At 36.8% G+C, this 18,973-nt stretch carries 17 protein-coding genes; 7 read left to right on the top strand and 10 right to left on the bottom strand.

Annotated elements, in window-relative coordinates; genetic code table 11:
- The first annotated feature begins 9 nt into the window (after window positions 1-9).
- Window positions 10-291 (top strand): pyrimidine/purine nucleoside phosphorylase, encoded by a 282-nt coding sequence (locus tag ACN1CD_RS19180; RefSeq protein ID WP_419132034.1) that lies wholly within the window; start codon window positions 10-12, stop codon window positions 289-291.
- Between the two features lie 58 nt (window positions 292-349).
- Here the strand turns inward: ACN1CD_RS19180 and ACN1CD_RS19175 are convergent, their stop codons facing one another.
- Together ACN1CD_RS19175 and ACN1CD_RS19170 are read right to left on the bottom strand one after the other, a co-directional pair.
- Window positions 350-1,621, bottom strand: coding sequence for a M16 family metallopeptidase (locus tag ACN1CD_RS19175; RefSeq protein ID WP_419132033.1), 1,272 nt, complete (start codon window positions 1,619-1,621; stop codon window positions 350-352).
- Window positions 1,614-2,858 (bottom strand): M16 family metallopeptidase, encoded by a 1,245-nt coding sequence (locus ACN1CD_RS19170; protein ID WP_419132032.1) that lies wholly within the window; start codon window positions 2,856-2,858, stop codon window positions 1,614-1,616. The genes ACN1CD_RS19175 and ACN1CD_RS19170 overlap by 8 nt, the downstream gene beginning before the upstream one ends.
- A gap of 230 nt (window positions 2,859-3,088) precedes the next feature.
- Between ACN1CD_RS19170 and ACN1CD_RS19165 the strand changes: the two genes are divergently transcribed.
- Window positions 3,089-4,213 carry a CofH family radical SAM protein gene (locus ACN1CD_RS19165; RefSeq protein WP_419132031.1) on the top strand — a complete coding sequence of 375 codons (1,125 nt, stop codon included), beginning with the start codon at window positions 3,089-3,091 and terminating at the stop codon, window positions 4,211-4,213.
- A gap of 1,108 nt (window positions 4,214-5,321) precedes the next feature.
- Here ACN1CD_RS19165 and ACN1CD_RS19160 read toward each other — a convergent pair.
- Both ACN1CD_RS19160 and ACN1CD_RS19155 read right to left on the bottom strand, forming a co-directional pair.
- A complete protein-coding gene (locus ACN1CD_RS19160) occupies window positions 5,322-6,182 on the bottom strand; it encodes a ferritin-like domain-containing protein (protein ID WP_419132030.1) in 861 nt (286 codons plus the stop codon).
- Window positions 6,183-6,200: 18 nt separating this feature from the next.
- Entirely contained in the window at window positions 6,201-6,923 is a 723-nt protein-coding gene (locus ACN1CD_RS19155; RefSeq protein WP_419132029.1) for a ferritin-like domain-containing protein, read from the bottom strand.
- Window positions 6,924-7,049: 126 nt separating this feature from the next.
- On the opposite strand from ACN1CD_RS19155, the gene ACN1CD_RS19150 reads away from it, so the two are divergent.
- From ACN1CD_RS19150 to ACN1CD_RS19130, 5 genes are all read left to right on the top strand, one after another.
- On the top strand, window positions 7,050-7,835 hold the full coding sequence (locus ACN1CD_RS19150; RefSeq protein WP_419132028.1) for a LytR/AlgR family response regulator transcription factor: 786 nt from the start codon (window positions 7,050-7,052) through the stop codon (window positions 7,833-7,835).
- Window positions 7,747-10,830, top strand: coding sequence for a ligand-binding sensor domain-containing protein (locus ACN1CD_RS19145; protein WP_419132027.1), 3,084 nt, complete (start codon window positions 7,747-7,749; stop codon window positions 10,828-10,830). Before ACN1CD_RS19150 ends, ACN1CD_RS19145 begins: the two co-directional genes overlap by 89 nt.
- Before the next feature lie 252 nt (window positions 10,831-11,082).
- Window positions 11,083-11,649 (top strand): SMC-Scp complex subunit ScpB, encoded by a 567-nt coding sequence (scpB, locus tag ACN1CD_RS19140; protein WP_419132026.1) that lies wholly within the window; start codon window positions 11,083-11,085, stop codon window positions 11,647-11,649.
- A gap of 89 nt (window positions 11,650-11,738) precedes the next feature.
- Complete coding sequence (locus ACN1CD_RS19135) at window positions 11,739-11,927, top strand: hypothetical protein (protein ID WP_419132025.1); 189 nt, start codon at window positions 11,739-11,741, stop codon at window positions 11,925-11,927.
- A 72-nt stretch (window positions 11,928-11,999) separates the two neighbouring features.
- Window positions 12,000-13,118 (top strand): GNAT family N-acetyltransferase, encoded by a 1,119-nt coding sequence (locus tag ACN1CD_RS19130; protein WP_419132024.1) that lies wholly within the window; start codon window positions 12,000-12,002, stop codon window positions 13,116-13,118.
- A gap of 566 nt (window positions 13,119-13,684) precedes the next feature.
- On the opposite strand, the gene ACN1CD_RS19125 is transcribed toward ACN1CD_RS19130, so the two are convergent.
- From ACN1CD_RS19125 to ACN1CD_RS19100, 6 genes are all read right to left on the bottom strand, one after another.
- Window positions 13,685-14,005 carry a helix-turn-helix domain-containing protein gene (locus tag ACN1CD_RS19125; RefSeq protein WP_419132023.1) on the bottom strand — a complete coding sequence of 107 codons (321 nt, stop codon included), beginning with the start codon at window positions 14,003-14,005 and terminating at the stop codon, window positions 13,685-13,687.
- Window positions 14,006-14,081: 76 nt separating this feature from the next.
- Complete coding sequence (locus ACN1CD_RS19120) at window positions 14,082-15,434, bottom strand: UDP-N-acetylmuramate--L-alanine ligase (protein WP_419132022.1); 1,353 nt, start codon at window positions 15,432-15,434, stop codon at window positions 14,082-14,084.
- An 80-nt stretch (window positions 15,435-15,514) separates the two neighbouring features.
- Complete coding sequence (gene prmA, locus ACN1CD_RS19115) at window positions 15,515-16,354, bottom strand: 50S ribosomal protein L11 methyltransferase (protein WP_419132021.1); 840 nt, start codon at window positions 16,352-16,354, stop codon at window positions 15,515-15,517.
- Entirely contained in the window at window positions 16,355-17,116 is a 762-nt protein-coding gene (gene tpiA, locus ACN1CD_RS19110) for a triose-phosphate isomerase (RefSeq protein ID WP_419132020.1), read from the bottom strand.
- 51 nt (window positions 17,117-17,167) lie between these two features.
- Complete coding sequence (locus ACN1CD_RS19105) at window positions 17,168-18,337, bottom strand: putative sugar nucleotidyl transferase (RefSeq protein ID WP_419132019.1); 1,170 nt, start codon at window positions 18,335-18,337, stop codon at window positions 17,168-17,170.
- Window positions 18,338-18,409: 72 nt separating this feature from the next.
- Entirely contained in the window at window positions 18,410-18,658 is a 249-nt protein-coding gene (locus ACN1CD_RS19100) for a type B 50S ribosomal protein L31 (protein WP_025142617.1), read from the bottom strand.
- Window positions 18,659-18,973 lie beyond the last annotated feature (315 nt).

Here is an 18,973-nt window from a genome sequence, read left to right as displayed (position 1 = left end):
GAAAAGAATATGATCACTGAAAACGAATATTTTGATGGAAATGTCAAATCATTAGGTTACACAACCAAAGAAGGTAAATCAACTATAGGAATCATCAACCCAGGTGAATATGAATTTGGAACAGCTGATCAAGAAATTATGCACATTATAGAGGGAGAGTTATTGGCATTACTTCCCGAGCAAACAGACTGGCAACTTTTTAAAACAGGTAGCCATTTTGAGGTTCCGGCGAACGCTTCTTTCAAAGTAAAAACTGATGTACAAACAGCTTATCTTTGCCAATACCGCTAAAATACAAATGGGCAGAAAAAAGATTTTTCTGCCCATTTTATATTTGAGTTTAAACTGACTACTTCTTCCCTACCACCACTTCTGTAAAGTCTTCTTTATTTAAATATTTATTTGCCAATAGTTTAATATCTTCAGCAGTAATGGCTTTTACTTTGGCAATGTAGTTTTCATAATAATCATAGCCTAAGCCAAAAAAATGAATGTTTTTGAATTTATCTGCATGAGAGAAGACATTTTCAAGGCTACCCAACATCGATCCCAGCATGTAATTTTTCACCAATGTTAATTCTTCTTCTCCAACCAGCTCATTTTTGAGTTTTTCAATCTCTTTGTAAATTTCTACTAAGGCAGCAGCACAAACTTCAGCGCCAACTTCTGTAGCAATGAAAAGATATCCTGCATCTTGCAATGAAGATATTCCGGAGCCAATACCGTAAGTATAGCCCTTATCTTCGCGAATATTAGTCATTAAGCGAGAACCAAAATATCCGCCTAAAACGGTATTTAAGATTTGTAACCCAGGAAAATCTTCATGAGCACGATTCACCGCTAACTTCCCTATTCTGATTGCAGATTGTATCGCATCAGCACGCTCTTTGTAAATGACTGCTCTCGGCGCAATGCTGAAACTAAAATTATTTTTTGTGGCATGGCCTGGCTCCCAGTTCTGACCAAACTCACTATTCAGCAATTCGAAGCTAGCTTCTTCAAACTTACCTGAAACAATAATTGTACAGTTATCTGGCGCATAAGCGGCCTTAAAATAACCCGTTAAATCTTCGCGATGCAGTTCATCATAGTGCCTGGCCTGAATATCAACACCGTAAGCCGTGTCGCCGAAAAGTGCATGTGCAAATTCCTTGCGTGCCAGAATATCATTTTTCTTCAGGTTAACCTGTAATTTTTGCTTTTGATTCTGAACATAAATATCAATTTCCTGCTGTGGAAACTGGCTATCCGTAAGCACATCCCTCACAATAGGCAAAACTGCTGCCAGGTGTTTATTCAACGTATAAATTGTAACTGATGAATGATCCTGTACGTATTCAGTTTGAAAAAATGCACCATAGAAATCTATTTTTTGAGCAATTTCTTTTGATGAAAGTGTACTGGTTCCATTGTTTAGCAAAGCACTAACGGCAATCGCCTGCAATGGTTTCTCTACATTCCATTTTACATTATTAAATATAAATTCAATTCTAACCAAATCCTGTTCACCAGAATAAATGGTATAAACCGGAACATTATTATCTAACGTTTTATGGATAGGCTGAATGAAATTTATGGTAGATACCTGCTTAAAATCAGGTGCTATTTGTCTGTTAAGCATGTTCTTCGGTTAAATAATATAAAGTAGATGATTGTTCTCTTCCAAAAGTTTCGTTCGAGATTCTTTTAATGTCTTCTGCAGTTACTTTTAAAAATTCTTCAGTTTCCTGATTTAGCAAATCTGCATCACCCAATAATTCATAATAAGCAAGATTCATGGCTTTATCCAGCAAACTCATTTCAGAAAACACCAATACAGATTCTACCTTATTTTTAACCTTCGTTAACTCATCTGCAGAAACCACTTCGGCTTTTAATTTATCCAGTTCGGCCCAAATGGCTTTTTCGGCAGTTTCTACTGATACGCCTTCTACCAGTTTACCTTCAACAATGAATAATCCAGCATCCAGACTGCTAGAAATGTAAGCGTTAATATCACTAAATAATTTTTGCTCTTTTAACAGGCTGTTGTAAAGGCGGGATGATTGTCCCCGCGATAAGATATCCGATAGCAAATCAAATGCATAATAATCAGCATTCAATCTTCCTGGCATTTTAAAAGATACATAGATCGCATTTAATGGCACATTTGCTTTTACTGTTTCTGTTCTGGCTTCAGTTTGAACATCTTCCTGAATCAGGTTTCTTTCATACTTATCTCCAGCGGGGATTGGCTCAAACCATTTTTCTGCAAGCTTTTTAACCTCTTCGGTTTTTACATTTCCGCCAACTACTAAAATCGCATTTTGTGGTGTATAATGTTTTTTGAAAAAGGCTTTAACATCGTCCATTGTTGCGTTTTCGATGTGTGAAAGTTCTTTCCCAATGGTAGCCCAGCGATAAGAATGCTTTTTGTAAGCCAGCGGACGCAATTTTAACCAAACATCACCATAAGGTTGGTTCAGGTAGCGTTGTTTAAATTCTTCGCTCACCACATTTCTCTGGGTGTCTAAACTTTTCTCAGAGAATGCTAAACTTAACATCCGATCACTTTCTAACCAAAAAGCCGTCTCTATATTCTCAGATGGCAAAGTGATGTAATAATTAGTGATGTCGTTACTGGTGAAGGCATTGTTTTCTCCGCCTACCCTTTGCAAAGGCTCATCATAGTTTGGAATATTAACCGATCCGCCAAACATTAAGTGCTCAAATAAGTGTGCAAAACCAGTCTTTTCAGGGTCTTCATCACGAGCACCCACATCATATAAAATATTTAAAACCGCCATTGGAGTTGTTGGATCTTCATGAACCAAAACTTTTAATCCATTGGCTAGTGTAAAACGATTAAAATCTACCATATTTATTTTTAGAACCGTAAAGATATTATTTTAGATGGTTTGTTTTTTAGGTGGTTTGTTTTTTGGAAGCAATACTTACTGTTTTTTTGAGTCAATTCAGTCCTCATTAATTTGTTTTTAGATTACCCGCGACATTGCACATAATGCAAAAGTCAAACTTACAATCAGATTTGACATCTAAAAAACCAAAACACCAACAAACCAACAAACCAATTCTTTATCTTTGTGCTATGAATACAGCCGATTTACTGCAACGGGCGCTACATTTTGATTTTTTAACGCAAGAGGAAGGTGTACACTTATATCACCATGCCGATACTCCATCATTGATGTTTGTGGCAAATGAATTAAGAAAAATTCAGGTTCCTAGTGGTAAAGTAACCTGGCAGATTGATAGAAATGTAAACACCACGAATGTTTGTATTGCAAACTGTAAATTCTGTAACTTTTTCAGAAGACCTGGTCATGATGAGAGTTACATCACAGATATTGAAACCTATAAAGTAAAAATTGAAGAAACTTTTCGTTTAGGAGGAGATCAATTGTTACTCCAGGGTGGTCACCATCCAGATTTAGGTTTAGCATTCTACGCTGATCTATTTAAAAAACTGAAAGAATTATATCCAGATTTAAAACTTCATGCTTTAGGTCCGCCAGAAATTGCCCACGTGGCTAAACTGGAGGGAATTAGCCATACCGAAGTTTTAAAAGCTTTAAAAGAAGCAGGTATGGATTCTCTGCCTGGTGCAGGTGCAGAAATTCTAAACGATCGTGTTCGCCGGTTAATATCAAAAGGTAAATGCGGTGGACAAGAATGGTTGGATGTAATGAGGGCTTGTCATCAGTTAGACATTACCACCTCTGCAACGATGATGTTTGGCCATGTAGAAACCATCGAAGAACGTTTCGAACATTTGGTATGGATTCGCCAGGTACAAAGCGAAAAGCCAGCAGATGCAAATGGTTTCTTGGCCTTTATTCCATGGCCTTTTCAGGATGATGGAACTTTACTAAAGAGATTGCGTGGCATTAGCAATAATGTTACTGCCGATGAATATATCCGCATGATTGCTTTGAGCAGAATTATGTTGCCAAACGTAAAAAACATTCAAGCCAGTTGGTTAACCGTTGGTAAAACAACCGCTCAACTTTGTTTGCACGCAGGAGCAAATGATTTTGGTTCGATTATGATTGAAGAGAATGTAGTTTCTGCAGCAGGTGCGCCTCACCGTTTCACGGCAAATGGCATTCAACAATCTATTAAAGCCGCAGGCTTTGAACCACAATTACGCGGACAAAAATATAATTACAGAGATTTGCCCGAACATTTAGAAGAACAGGTAATTACTTATTAATCAATATTCCAGAAACCTGTAAGGGTCAACAGCAAAATTTGTGAAACCTACCGCCGCCCCTATCCGCCTGGCGGCACCTTTCCCCGGGAGGGGAAAGGGCGCAAGAAAAAAATATTCATCACACCTCGCGATCGGCGCCTTGCTATTGCCGCCCTGCTAGCTTAAATAATTTTCCCGCAGATTAAGAAGATTTCCGCAGAAGCGAGCGGCAAAAATCTGCGGTAATCATTTAGATCTGCGGGACCTACCTTTGCATTATGCTGGAGGACGAATCTACTAGCAAAATCGTCAATTGCGAAGAGGTACCACGAAGCAATCTATTTTGAAGATTCTTCAATGGAGAATGCTTCAGCAGATGAAGCCCCTACAATGACGGTTTTTCTTAAGGTCCTGAATCAAGTTCAGGATGACGACCGTTTTAACCCACCATTCATGCAAATGCGAAAAAAGGTTCGGTGCTGAACGAAGTCAGTAGATAAAACGCAGGGATCCTTCGCTACGCCCCGGATGACAATCCTGCTATTTCCACCCTGCTCTCCGGCATAGGAGATGATGGAAGGAGAAGCCGTTGAAATTTTTGCACTAACGTTCAAATACCCCAACCCCAAGGTAGCGCGAACGGCTCCTAAAACAAATCTTTATTACAACCAAATCGAGCCCTTGCGCTACCGCCATTTAAATTTCGACGAGCTAATCCGACATCAGATCCAAGCCTTGATTTTTTTGTTACTTTTTTGATCAAGCAAAAAAGTAAAAGCCCTTCGGCGGCTAGCCGAGGCAAGCCAGCGCAACGGAAAAAAAGGACCTATCCCGCCTAAAAACACCTTTCCCGGGAGGGAAAGGGCGCAAGAAAAAAACATTCTTCGCACCTAGAGTTCGTCAATGACAAACGAATTAAAACATAGCTGAGGTTACCATCCGCATAGTTGAGGTTATCATCTGCAAAGTTCTAATAGCCTACTGCAAAGTTAAAACAACCAATCTTGCTAATCCTAAAATCATGCAAATCCTGTCAAAAAATCCTTGTCGCAAAAAAAGGGAAACAGAACCCCGTTCTGCCTCCCTACCTTAAACTAAACATTACCTAATCAATAATGTTAATGTTGTATTACGCTAATTTTTTACCAGTTCTGATAAATAAGTTCGCTATTTTCTTCACATCAGAACCTGTTAAGAATTCATCGAAACATTCTGCTGCATGAGATTGAGTTACTGCTGTACCGTTGATACCTGTAATTTGAACACCAGCCTGAGTGGTATTTTGCTCTCCTGCATAAACTGCATCTACTGCTGCAACACCGGTATCATTACCATTTGCAGTGTAAGCAATCCAAGGTTTTAAGCCAGATGCACCTGTTACGTTTGCAGCAACCATTTGGCGAATATGTGCTGCGTGGCGTGCTTCTACAGAGTGAATTTGTAAAGCTGTAGTTAATACTGGCATACCTTTTAAAATTGGTGCCTGGCCTTTATAAGCCCTAACGCCTGTATCTTCGAAAGCTAATGCTACTTTTAAAAATGTTTGATAGTTAGTATTAACATCAGCAAATCCACCACCTGCTGTAAAATCAAAATCGGCAAAAACATATTGATCTGCACCAGTAATGTTTAATGCACCTTTCAATAAATCAACATGTGCACGTTCGTGGATACGAATAGTGGTAATGGCTTGTCTTGCTGGGCCATCAGGAATGTATGTAGAATTTGCAAGCGTTAAAGCATTGTTGTAATAGTTATACTCTAAGTATTCTAATGCTAAAGCGAAACCTAAAACATCATTAACTGATGCAGGGTTGGTTTGACCGTAAGCTTTTTGAAACATCGAGCCCATTGCTAATGGTAATGCAGCTAAAGAAATTTTCTTTCCAACATTGAAAAAATCTTTCATTGCACTGCGTCGCGGACTTAATCTTTCATAGATCTCTCCATCCACTTTTTCTATTTGGTCTAATATATTTAAGATATTCATGATTGCTGAGTTTAAAGATTAAAGATTAATTACGTTAATTTTAGTTTTTACAAATTTTCCGGCAATCGCTAACACTTTATCTGGTGTTAAAGCACCATCTAATCCCGCCGCATTGTTGGCACCTAAAGCTGTCATTGAATTTAGATCTGCGAATGAGCCATTAGAAATAATATCTCTGATATAAGCAGCGTGACGTGCTTCTACAGAAACAATTTTACCAGCTAAAACCAAATAAATATCTGTTTTGATACGAACACCAGCACCATTGTAAGCTGCAACGCCTAAATCTTCAAAAGCCATTGCTGCTGCTAAAACACTTGTAGAACTGGTAAAATCAATAGAAGAAAAATCTACCTCCAAACTACCTATTGCTGCTGTACTCAACGCATTTTTCAAAAACTCTCTGTGTGCAATTTCGTGGAATTGAATATCTTGAAAATAAGCTTTTTGAGCAGTTGTAAATGATGATGGTGGTGCAGATGCAACCTTAACATAAAATGCAGCTTCTAATTGCTCTAATGCGTAAGCATAGTTTAAAACACCGAAATCATCTTTAAAATCAAGAGTTGCGCCAGTCATTACGTTTTCTACGCCACGATCTTTTTTACAACCTGCGGCTACTAAGGCAATACCTGCAGCGCTTGCTCCAGCATATTGAAGGAAAGATCTTCTTCCAAGTGAGCTGTTAAATAAACTTTCGTCTTGAAGTTTACTTTTTGTTTCTAGTTCATTGTTTTTCATAGTAATCTAAGTTTTTAGGTTTTTTGAATTCGTTTGATGATACATACGTGACAATTAATCGACTGGTTTTTTCTTTTTACATTTTTTTTTATTAAGCGATTTTGATACATTCACAAACCTATAGATATGACTACACTAAAAGCCATTATTGTTGATGATGAAGAGTTTGCACGTTCATCGCTATTTTTTTTATTGCAACAAAATTGTCCGCAGGTAGAAATTACCGGTATTGCAAAGTCTGTGGCAGAAGCGAAAGAAATTTTAGCCCATCATTCCATCAATTTAATCTTTCTGGATATCGCAATGCCTGGCGGCAATGGTTTCGAACTTATTCCTGATGCGCAAAAACACCAGGCAGCTGTAATTTTTACCACAGCATACGATCAATATGCACTTAAAGCCATCAAGGCAAACGCACTGGATTATCTGTTAAAACCAATAGATATTGAAGAGTTAAAAATCGCGGTAGATAAGGTTTCTCAGCACATTAGGCTCTTCCAGAATCAGCATGAAAATGATGAACGCATTGCCAATCTGGCCTCCAGCCTAGGTTCAAAATCGGAAATCAGAAAGTTAACCCTCCCCTACGGACAAGGTTTTAAAATGGTAGATGTTGATGATATTATTTATATCGAGGCAGATAGTAATTATTCTGTAGTTCACTTTGCCAATCAGGATAAAATTACAGTTTCGAAGGTTTTGAGGGAGTTTGAAGAACTTCTACCCACCGATCAATTTGTGCGCATCCATAAATCGAGTATTATTAATCTTAACCATTTAAAAGAATACAACTCTAAAAACGGTTTGCAGGTGTTTTTAAAAAATGGTGAAAGCATCAATATATCAAGAAGAAGAGCAAGTGATTTCTTTGAAAAAATTAAACTTTTTATCAAAGCAGGCAGTGATCATTAATTTTGAAAAAATAGGGATAAATACAGTTCAAACGGCTGGAAGAAAGCTATTCAAACGCTTTTTCATTTTTGCGTTGGCGCTGGTCTCATCGATATGCCTGCTGCCATTTAATTCCTTTTCTCAAACCACCTATCTCCCCCATTATACTTCAAAAAATGGCCTGGCCAGCAATAACTGTTATTACATTTTACAAGATAAAAAGGGCTTTATCTGGATTGCTACCGATAATGGTTTAAGCCGGTTCGATGGTACAAATTTCCAGAATTTTACCATTGAAGATGGCTTACCAGACACACAAATTCTTCAAATAAAGGAAGATAAAAGTGGTCGGCTTTGGTTCTTTGCGCTCAATGGTCAATTGAGCTACCTAAAGGATGGTAAATTCTACAATAAAGACAATGATCAGTTACTTAAAAAGCTAAATTTCAATACTGTAATTGTTTCTTTTCTGATTGATAAATCTGGCAGAATCTGGCTGGGTACAAATTCTAATTTGATAGTTTGCTGGGATGGTAAAATGATCAGGAAGTATGTTTCACCAAATCAGGAAGATAAATTCATTAACGCTTTCATACATGAAGATAAGCAAGGAAATATCCTGGCTTATAGCGATTTAAGTGTTCAACGTTTTAACGGAAAAACATTTTCAATTGTTAAATCGAAAGTGCGACCGATTTCTTATATGACGGCTACCAATCTGCCAGATAAATCGCTGCTTTACCTGGATGGCGAAGGTTTGAAAAAATTAAAATCTGGTAAAATCAATAACCTGATTTCTATTCCGCAGAACCTGATCAAAAACATGTCTGGCTACTTCTATTATGATCAGACACTTAAGGAAGTTTGGCTGGCAAATGCAAATGGTACGTTTGCATTGAATAAAAGTGGAAAAACCATTCAATACCTCCAGGATATTTCAGTAAATCAGGTAATGAAAGACAGCAACCAGAACATGTGGTTTGCTACCACTACCGGAATTTATATGCTGCCAAACGTAAATAACCGGCTTTCCATCATTGATGCTGAATCTGGCTTGAGTAGTAATGTGATCAAAAGCATTACAAAAGATAGTAAAAATCGCTTATGGCTAGGTACTGACGATGCAGTGATTGACATTTTAGACATCAATAATTTTCAAATTCGAGAGGTGGGTTTAGATGATTTTAAAAAATATAAAACGGTTAAACAACTTGCTTTTGATGCTAAAAATGAATCCATTTATTTCGCATCAGACTATGGAATGGGTGTTTTTAAAAATATCTATAAAAACACTGATGATGTGAGTTACCTGAAAGAGGCAAATAATTCTATGTTTGTAATCAAACACTTTAGTTTGAGTGGAAATAACAACCATTTGGCTTTGTCTCTATCATCTGGCGTTGTTTTCCTTTCAGATAAATTAAATAAGTTCGAATTTAACTCACTAAAATACAGGGAAAAGGAAGATTTCTTTAAAGATAGATCTTATCATGTTTTCTACGATAAAGCCGGTAATCTATGGTTTTCGAACATCAATGGTTTGTCTGAGTTTTCGAATGGAAAGTTGATCAAACATTTCGAAAAGCAGCCATTATTAACCAAGCGCATTAACGATATCCAGCAACTTGCAGATGGTACGCTCATTTTAGCAACAGATGGTTATGGCTTAATTTTTTATTATGAAGGAAGGATAACTAAGCAGATTACACAAGAAGATGGATTAACCAATAACATTTGCACCAAACTTTTTATTAAAAACAATGAAATTTGGGTGTTGACTAATAAAGGCGTAAATAAGATTACCAACTACCCTAAAGCGCCAGCTGTAGCCAATTTCGATTATGGAAAAGATTTACTGAGTGATGATATCAACAGCTTGTTTATTGATGATAGCACAGCTTATTTCGCGACAAACAAAGGTTTAATCTTATTCAAATACAATAACAAAAACATCAGCAAAAATCTGCCGAAGGTTTATGTTACCTCAATTGTAAAAGACAATGAACGTTTACCTATCGACCAGGAAAATTTCACTTTCGAAACTGGCAACAGTACCATATTATTTACTTTTAGTGCGGTAGATTTTACCACAAGCGACATCACCTATCGTTATCGGTTAAATGAAAACTCTGCCTGGTTAGAAACCCGTACCAGAAGGTTAGATTTTTCATCGCTACAACCTGGAGATTATGTTTTCGAAGTTTGCGCAAAAAGCCAGAATGGAAATTGGGGGCCATCGGCAAAGATTTCATTTACCATAAATAAGCATTTCTGGCAAAGCCTGTGGTTTCTTTCCATTCTAATTTTGCTCGTTGCATATATTTTCTACAAGGTTGCCGTTTACATTACCCGCAAGCAGAAAGATAAAGAACAGGCTCAATTGCTGCTAAAAAATAAAGTGCTGATGTTGGAGCAACAAGCACTACAAGCAATGATGAATCCACATTTTGTATTTAATGTGATGAATTCCATTCAACATTATATCAACACGCAGAATACGGCATCGGCCAATAAGGTACTCACCGGCTTTGCCCGCCTGATCAGGAAAAATCTGGAAATTTGTACAAAGAGTTATATCTCACTGGAAGAAGAGCTGGAATATCTAAATCTTTATCTGAAACTGGAAAAAAATCGCTTTGGCGATAAACTACAGTACACCTTTTCTATTGCTCCTGAAATAGATGAGGAAGAAACCTTTATTCCTTCAATGTTATTACAACCTTATGTAGAGAACGCCATCTGGCATGGAATTATGCCGAAGGAGACTGATGGTCAAATTCAGATCAATATTAAATTACTAGACTCATCCTATCTTAATATTGAAATTATTGACGACGGTGTAGGAATTGAAAACTCATTAAAAGATAAAAGGGATACCCATATTAGCAAAGGCATGCAGCTTACGAAGGAAAGATTAAATCTTTTAAGCCAGATTGGAGCAAAACCTATACACTTAAACGTTAGTCAAAATGGTATAAATGGTACAACGGTGTCCATATCCATCCCATTAAAATAGCGATTTTACCGTTTACTCAATTATTAATACCACTCACTAAATAGAACTTTAGAAGAACACGGTTTAGCCTTAAACTTGTGTTAGAAATAAACGATAGTGTTTATCAAAGACGTTCTTATAGAATTGATATAGATATTTAATAACCTAACCTAAAGCTATATCTTAATTCAGGTTTCATTTGTGTGTTGAAAGCGGTCTTGTTTTTTAAAAGCGAGACCGCTTTTTTTGTGCCCAAAAATTATATTTTTGCATATGCCTCAAAAAGATATCACTAAACATGTCGAAGCCCTTATTTTTTCTTCCGTGCAAAGCATTAGCGTCCAGGAGATTATACTTGCTTTAAATGCTGTATTTGAAGAGGAAATTTTAGAAAGCCAGATTTTTGAAAGTTTAGATCTCATCTCTGCAAAATATAACAAAGATGATTTTGCTATCGAATTGGTAAATCTCAACAAAGGTTATCAGTTTTTAACCAAGAAAGATTTCCACGAAACGGTTAATCAACTTCAGTTGCATCGTTCTAAGAAAAAGCTGAGTCAGGCCGCTATGGAAACCCTGGCCATTATCGCTTATCGCCAGCCGATTACCAAGTTAGAGATTGAGCAAATAAGGGGCGTCAACTCCGATTATTCTGTCCAGCGATTATTGGAAAAAGAACTCATCAGTATCGAAGGTAAAGCTGAAACGCCCGGCCGCCCGATTCTTTATAGCACCAGTCCATTGTTTATGGATTATTTCGGTTTAAACCATTTGAATCAACTTCCACAGTTGAAAGATATTGCAAAAGAAGAAAATACTGTAGGTGAAAATGCAGAGTAAAATAAATTAATTTCTTTGCCTACAGGTTGTTATTAAAATAAGTTTTTTTTGTATTTTTAAATTATAAAAGCAATTTTTATTTTTATGTTATGAAAGCGCCAAAGAAACTCCCAACCAAGCCAACTACAAAGAAACAGGTAGATGAAGATGATGATCTTGAAGATGACGATATTCAAACGAAAACGAAATCTCAGGACGATGATGAAGATGATTTTGATGTTCCACTAGATGACTTGGATAATTTTGACAACTTTGATGACGAAGACGACGATTATTAATATTTAAAAATTATATATTTGAAAAAGCATCCTACCGCTTGGTTGGATGCTTTTTAATTTTAAAATCTTTTCATGCAAGTTATAGCAGTTACCCATTCAGCGCTCAAACAAGATTTCTTAAGTGTTCCAAAAATTCTTTACAAGAATGATCATAATTGGATTTGCCCACTAGATTCTGAGGTGGAAAATGTTTTTGATCCCACAAAAAACAACTTTTTTGACCATGGAAAATGTACCAGATGGGTTTTAAAAGATGAATCTGGAAAGCTCATCGGTCGCGTTGCAGCATTTATTAATGAGAAAAAAGCTTTTCAATATGATCAGCCTACTGGTGGTATGGGTTTTTTTGAATCTATTAATGACGAAAATGCTGCTTTTCTTTTATTTGATACAGCAAAAGCATGGTTGGTTGAAAATGGTATGAAAGCCATGGATGGCCCGATTAATTTTGGAGAAAATGATTCATTTTGGGGATTACTGGTAGAAGGTTTTACACCGCCATCTTTCGGAATGAATTATAATTTCCCTTACTATAAAAAGTTTTTTGATGCTTATGGTTTTGTTACCGAATATGAACAACTTACCAATCATATCAATTTAACCATTCCCTTTCCAGAAAGGTTTACCAAAATTGCTAACTGGGTAAGGAACAAACCGGGTTATACTTTTGAGTACTTCAGTAAAAATAATACAGAAAAGTACATTAACGATTTAATGGAAATCTATAACGATGGCTGGCAGGATTTTGAAAACTTCGTTCCGATAAAAAAGGAAACATTACAGGAAAGTTTTAAAAGTATGGAACCGATAATGGATGAACATTTGATTCAGTTTGCTTATTTTAATGGTGAGCCTGCTTCTTTTGTGGTTTTGATACCTGATGCAAATCAAATGATTAAAGGTTTTAATGGTAAGCTTGGAATCATTGAAAAATTAAAATTTGCTTACCGCAGATGGGTTGGCGTGACGAGGATGAGGGCAATTGTGATGGGTACTAAACCTAAATTTCAAAAACATGGTTTGGAATCTGTTCTTTTTATCAGACTAGGTGAATATGTACTTCCAAAAAATCAATACAAAGAGCTGGAATTAAGCTGGGTTGGTGATTTTAATGAACAAATGATCGCGATCCATAAAGCCACTGGCGCTACTTTTGGAAAAAAACACCTGACCATGAGAAAGGTTTTTTAGGACAACAAGGATTAAGGAGCAAAGACAAAAGGATTAAGGAGCAAGGAACAAAGATCAAACCCTAGGTTGGTGACTCACCAACCTACATGCAAAAAATCTTAAATGGTTGGCACTAAAAATGTTTGGTGAGCCACCAACCATGGAATTTTTGAGTAAATCGCCAATCAACAAACCCTAGGTTGGTGACTCACCAACCTACCCGCAAAAACTTTTAATGGTTGGCACTAAAAATGTTTGGTGAGCCACCAACCATGGAATTTTTGAGTAAATCGCCAATCAACAAACCCTAGGTTGGTGACCCACCAACCTACAAGCATAAACTTTTAATGGTTAGCACTAAAATATTTGATGAGCTACCAACCATGAAATTAGATAAAATGTACACCGTACAAAAACGCTCGTCATTGCGAAGCCAATTCTTCATTGGCTGTGGCAACCTCATTGCGGCTAACACAACCCTTAGGTTAGTGAGCTACCAACCATGGAATTTGAGCAAGGAACAAAGATCGAGCAATCATGGCATAATATATTTATTCCTTGTTCTTTGCTCCTTAATCCTCAACTTACTACATCCCCAGCTTATCATAAAGATCAATTACTTTTTTACGAAGTTTATTAATCTCTTCTTCTTTTTCTGCCAATTGTTGGCGTAATTCATTTGATTCTACAGATGAAGCCTGATCTGCATCTTCACCTGTCACTAACCTTATTACAGGCACTTTAAACGTTTTGGCGATCTGTAACAATCTGGAGATATTAAGATCGGTTTGCCCCGTCTCCATTTTGCAAAAGGCCGGAGTAGAGATATTAAGCTGTTTCGCGGCATCAGCCTGACTTAAACCAAGAGCTAACCTACTCTTCTTAATGTGATCTCCAATGCTTTTCATTTGTTCAAGTTAGATGTGAGACAATAGATTTGTGAGGAGAGAAATTTGATTTGATAGAAATCTCTCTTCTCATTATCTATTTTTCTAATGCGCCAGCCAATTCTGGTAGATCGAAACCAGCATAATTACCGGAGCTCATCATCAATAAATTGGTGTCTTTATAATTCAAACTTAACAAATACGATTTCAGCTTTGCGGCATCATTAAAGAATTTAAGTTTTAGGTTAGCAAAAGCTTGCTGCACATCCTCTTCAGAAAAAGGCTTCATTCTTTTTTGCTCAAAACTCTTCAAATCAATGAAGACAATTGCTTCATCTGCCTGGTTCATCGCACCAGCGTATTCTTTCAGAAAATCTTTATTCAAACTGCTAAAAGTATGTAATTCGATGCAGGCCACCAAATTCCTGTTTTCAAACTGAGCTTTAACAGCATCAATTGTAGCTTTAAGTTTTGACGGGGAATGTGCAAAATCTTTATAAACATTGGTAGATTCATCAGCAGAAATCACTTCTAGTCGCTTGGCCGCACCTGTAAAAGATGAGATTGCCGCATCAAACTCTGCTGCGCCTATGTTCAACGCTTTACAAACCTCTTTCGCTGCGTTTAAATTCATCAGATTGTGATCTCCGAAAACCTTTAGTGCGGTTTTCTGTGGCAATAAATAAGTTACACCGTTCTCAATTTGATGCGCAGGAATAGCGTAGCCGATTTTATTAACCCTCGCTTTAGATTGCCCAACCATTTTATTAAGATCGGCATCAGCTTCGCAGTAAATTAAAGTGCCGTTTTCTTCAATGGTATCGATAAATTTCTCAAATTGTAAAGTATAATCAGCATAAGTAGGGAACACATTGATATGATCCCAGGCAATCCCGCTGATTACCGCAACATTTGCTTTGTAAAGATGAAATTTTGGTCTTCTGTCTATCGGAGAAGATAAATATTCATCTCCTTCAATAATCATTACAGGTGCCTCTTCAGTTACTTTCACCATCGTTTCGAAACCAGCAAGTTGCGCACCAACCAGATAATCGAAATCACGATTGTAATAATTCAGCACATGTAAAATCATACTGGTAATAGTGGTTTTACCATGGCTACCACCAATAACAACACGCAATTTATCTTTGCTTTGCTCGTAAATGTATTCCGGGTAAGAGTAGATTTTTACACCAAGTTCCTGAGCCTTTAACAACTCTGGATTATCAATTCTGGCGTGCATTCCCAAAATTACCGCATCTAAATCTGTCGAAATGCGATTTTCATCCCAACCCATTTCGGAAGGCAATAAACCATATTTATCCAGACGCGATTTTGCCGGTTCAAAAATTACATCATCCGAACCTGAAATCTGATACCCTTTTTTATGTAAGGCGATGGCCAGGTTGTGCATAGCACTTCCACCAATCGCTATAAAATGTATACGCATATTAATTAATTTTGAATGAGAGAAGTACTGAATGAGAGAATGTGTATTGTGTTAAAACTCACTCATTCAAAATTCAATCATTATTTTTTCTCAAACTGAGCAGCCACCCAATCGCCATTTTGTTTATGGTCGAGATATTTAATACCATATTTAGCACATTCTGCAGTAATCATGCTCAAATCTGGTTCGAGATAAAAGCCACTGAAGAAGATTTTGCCTTCCGGTTTCAGCACTTCCGCATAGCGATGGATTTGATCTAGCAGGATGTTTCTGTTAATGTTTGCAAAAATAACCTCATATTCTTCATCAGGAATCACTTCCTTACTCCCGCAAAGCGCTTTAAGATTGATAATATTATTTAACGTGGCATTTTCGATAGTACTCTCGTAGCAAATATCGTCGTAATCAATAGCCATTAAACTTTTAGCACCCAATTTTCCGGCAAGAATAGCTAAGATTCCTGTTCCGCAACCCATATCCAGGATATTCTTGTTCAGTAAATCTGCAGATAGAATATACTGCATCATCATGGTTGTGGTTTGATGATGGCCCGTACCAAAGGCCATTTTCGGATCGATTATAATTTCGTATGGATAGGAAGGTTTTGGTTCATGGAAAGTTGCCCTTACATAGCAAACATCATCAATAATCAGCGGACTAAAGTTTTTTTCCCATTCTGAATTCCAATTCTCATCTGCCACATCTTCTAAAACATAGGTAGCCGCAAAATCATCAGCATAAGTGTTTAGCAAATCTTTCATTGCTTGCTCGTTGAAGTTATCATTAATTACGAAAGCCGTAAAACCGCCTTCACTATCTTCAAAAGTATCAAAACCTAAATCAGCAAGATCACTTATAAGTAGATCTTGCTGAAATTCTTCAATACTGTTAAAGTTAAATATTGCTTTAATATATTGCATCTAGCTGTTTAATGCTTTAATAATATCTGTAAAATCGCGTGATTTTAATGATGCACCACCTATTAATCCACCATCAATATCTTTTTGAGAGAATAAGCTTGCCGCATTACCTGGGTTGCAACTTCCGCCATAAAGAATTGTAGTATCATCAGCAATGTTGAAACTGTAATTTGCTTCGATTTCAGAGCGAATAAATGCATGAATATCCTGTGCTTGTTCTGGAGAGGCCGTTAAACCTGTTCCAATTGCCCAAACTGGTTCATAAGCAATAACAATTTTAGCAAAATCAGCATCGCTTAAACTGAAGATCCCTTCTGCCAATTGCTTTTTCAATACTTCATAATAACTTCCGTTGTTACGCTCATCTAAAGTTTCTCCAATACAAAAAATCGGAGTTAAGCCATTGGCTAAGGCAATCTTTGTTTTTTCGGCTAATAATGCATCGCTTTCAGCAAAATATTGTCTACGCTCTGAGTGACCTAGAATTACATATTCTGCACCAACAGATTTAACCATCTTTGCTGAAGTTTCGCCAGTATAAGCGCCGCTTTCTTTATCGCTGATATTTTGAGCACCAATTTTAACATCGCTTCCACCCATTTTTGCCAGGCTGTTTAAATGAATAAAAGGGGAGCATATGATCGCGATCTGATTGCCTTTACGCTCATCTTTAACCATATTTACGATTTCACTAAATAATGAAACACCTTCATTATAGTCTAAATTCATTTTCCAGTTACCGGCTACTATTTGTTTTCTCATTGTATTTATTTTATTGGTTTAATGATCTTCAACAAAAAGATCATGTTCATATTAATAGTTTCTGTGAGCGGATGTTAATTCAAAAACTTTTGTTAAAATATCTTTTTCTACGTGATCAAAGGGCAATGCCTTCCTTGCAAACACCTTCTCTGCTGTCTCGAACATTTTATTTAATTGATAAGGCTCGAAGCAATCGCCACCTCCCCAACTAAAATCAGGAATATGGTTAGGAGGAAGACCTGCACCAAAAACATTGGCACTCACGCCAACTACACTCCCTGTATTAAACATCGTATTGATGCCACATTTAGAATGATCTGCCATGATTAAACCGCAAAATTGCAGCTGCGTATTGCGCATAGAATTGCTTTCATAATCGTAAAGCTTTACTTCTGCGTAATTATTTTTTAGATTGGAATTATTGGTATCGGCGCCAATATTGCACCATTCGCCCAAAACAGAATTACCCAGATAGCCTTCATGGCCCTTAGCCGAATTGCCCCAGATCACAGAATTATTAATTTCGCCACCTGCACGGCTATTAGGCCCAATGGTTGTACCTGAATAGATTTTTGCGCCCATTTTGATGGATGAATTTTCACAAAGTGCGAAAGATCCGCGAATAAGACTCCCTTCCCAAATTTCGGCATTTTTACCAACGTAAATTGGGCCATAAGTACTATTCAGCACGCTACATTCTGCTTTAGCTCCATCTTCGAAAAAGATATCATTGCCAATTAATTGGTTAGTATTGCTTATTGCTGCTGAGCTCCGGCCTTTGGTTAACAACTCAAAATCTTTTCTGATTTCAGCAGGATTATTTGCAAAGATCTGTTCAGGATAGGTAATTTTTAAAAACTTCAAACCAAACTGAATCGGTTTTAACTGTTGTTTGGCTTCCTGATAAGTTAACACATCACTGGAATTAAACGCCAGAACGATATCGCCAGCTAAAAGAACTTCACCAGTTGTAAGTGCCGATAAGGCAATAAGCAAATCATCATCCGGACATACGGCGCCATTGATGTATAAAGAAGCTTCAGCAGAAGCATATTTAGTACTTAAATAATCTTGTGTGATAAAACCAAAATCGGCTTGTAAATATTTCCCCCATTTTTCTGCAATGGTTAAAATACCAATTCGTAAATCGGCTACGGGCCGGGTAAAAGTAAGCGGACGTAGAGACATCCAGCTGGCATCATCAAATAAATTGATTGTCATAAGCAACAAAAATAAAAAAAGTCCCGATGCTTTTGGCAAAGGGACTTCAAAAAATGCTTTTTGTTGCTAAAATTATTTCTTAGCGTAACGGTTTTTGAATTTATCGATACGTCCTGCTGTATCAACCAATTTCATTTTACCAGTATAGAAAGGGTGTGAAGTGTGAGAAATCTCTAATTTATAAAGAGGATACTCATTACCATCTTCCCATTTAATCGTTTCTTTAGTATCTACGCAAGATTTTGTTAAGAAAGCATATTCGTTAGACATGTCTTTAAAAACAACTGGTCTGTAGCTTGTTGGGTGCAAATCTTTTTTCATCGTGTTTTTTATTTTCTTTTAATTGTGATGAAGCTATCTCGCTAATGCTTCGATGGTTTCATTTGAATATTATTTTAAGTTATTTGTGTGAAAGCATCAAGAACATTTTTGCAATTTGCTGGCAACAACGCTTATGACAATTTCTATTAATCTTTCTACTTCTATTTTAGAGGATGCAAATATCCTAATTTTATTTTTGATTTACAAGCCTAAATTAAGAATTTTAAATTATTAGCTTTTTTCGCAACGGTGACCTGAAAATTGTCTGCCTTTAAGGTTGCATCAAACTTCTTAATCATCGATTAATCAGCAGAC

Origin of the sequence: Pedobacter sp. N23S346, from assembly GCF_048515415.1 — a bacterium.
Lineage (GTDB): Bacteria > Bacteroidota > Bacteroidia > Sphingobacteriales > Sphingobacteriaceae > Pedobacter.
Note: the sequence above shows the minus strand (reverse complement) of the source record. Positions and strands in the feature narration are given on the sequence as shown.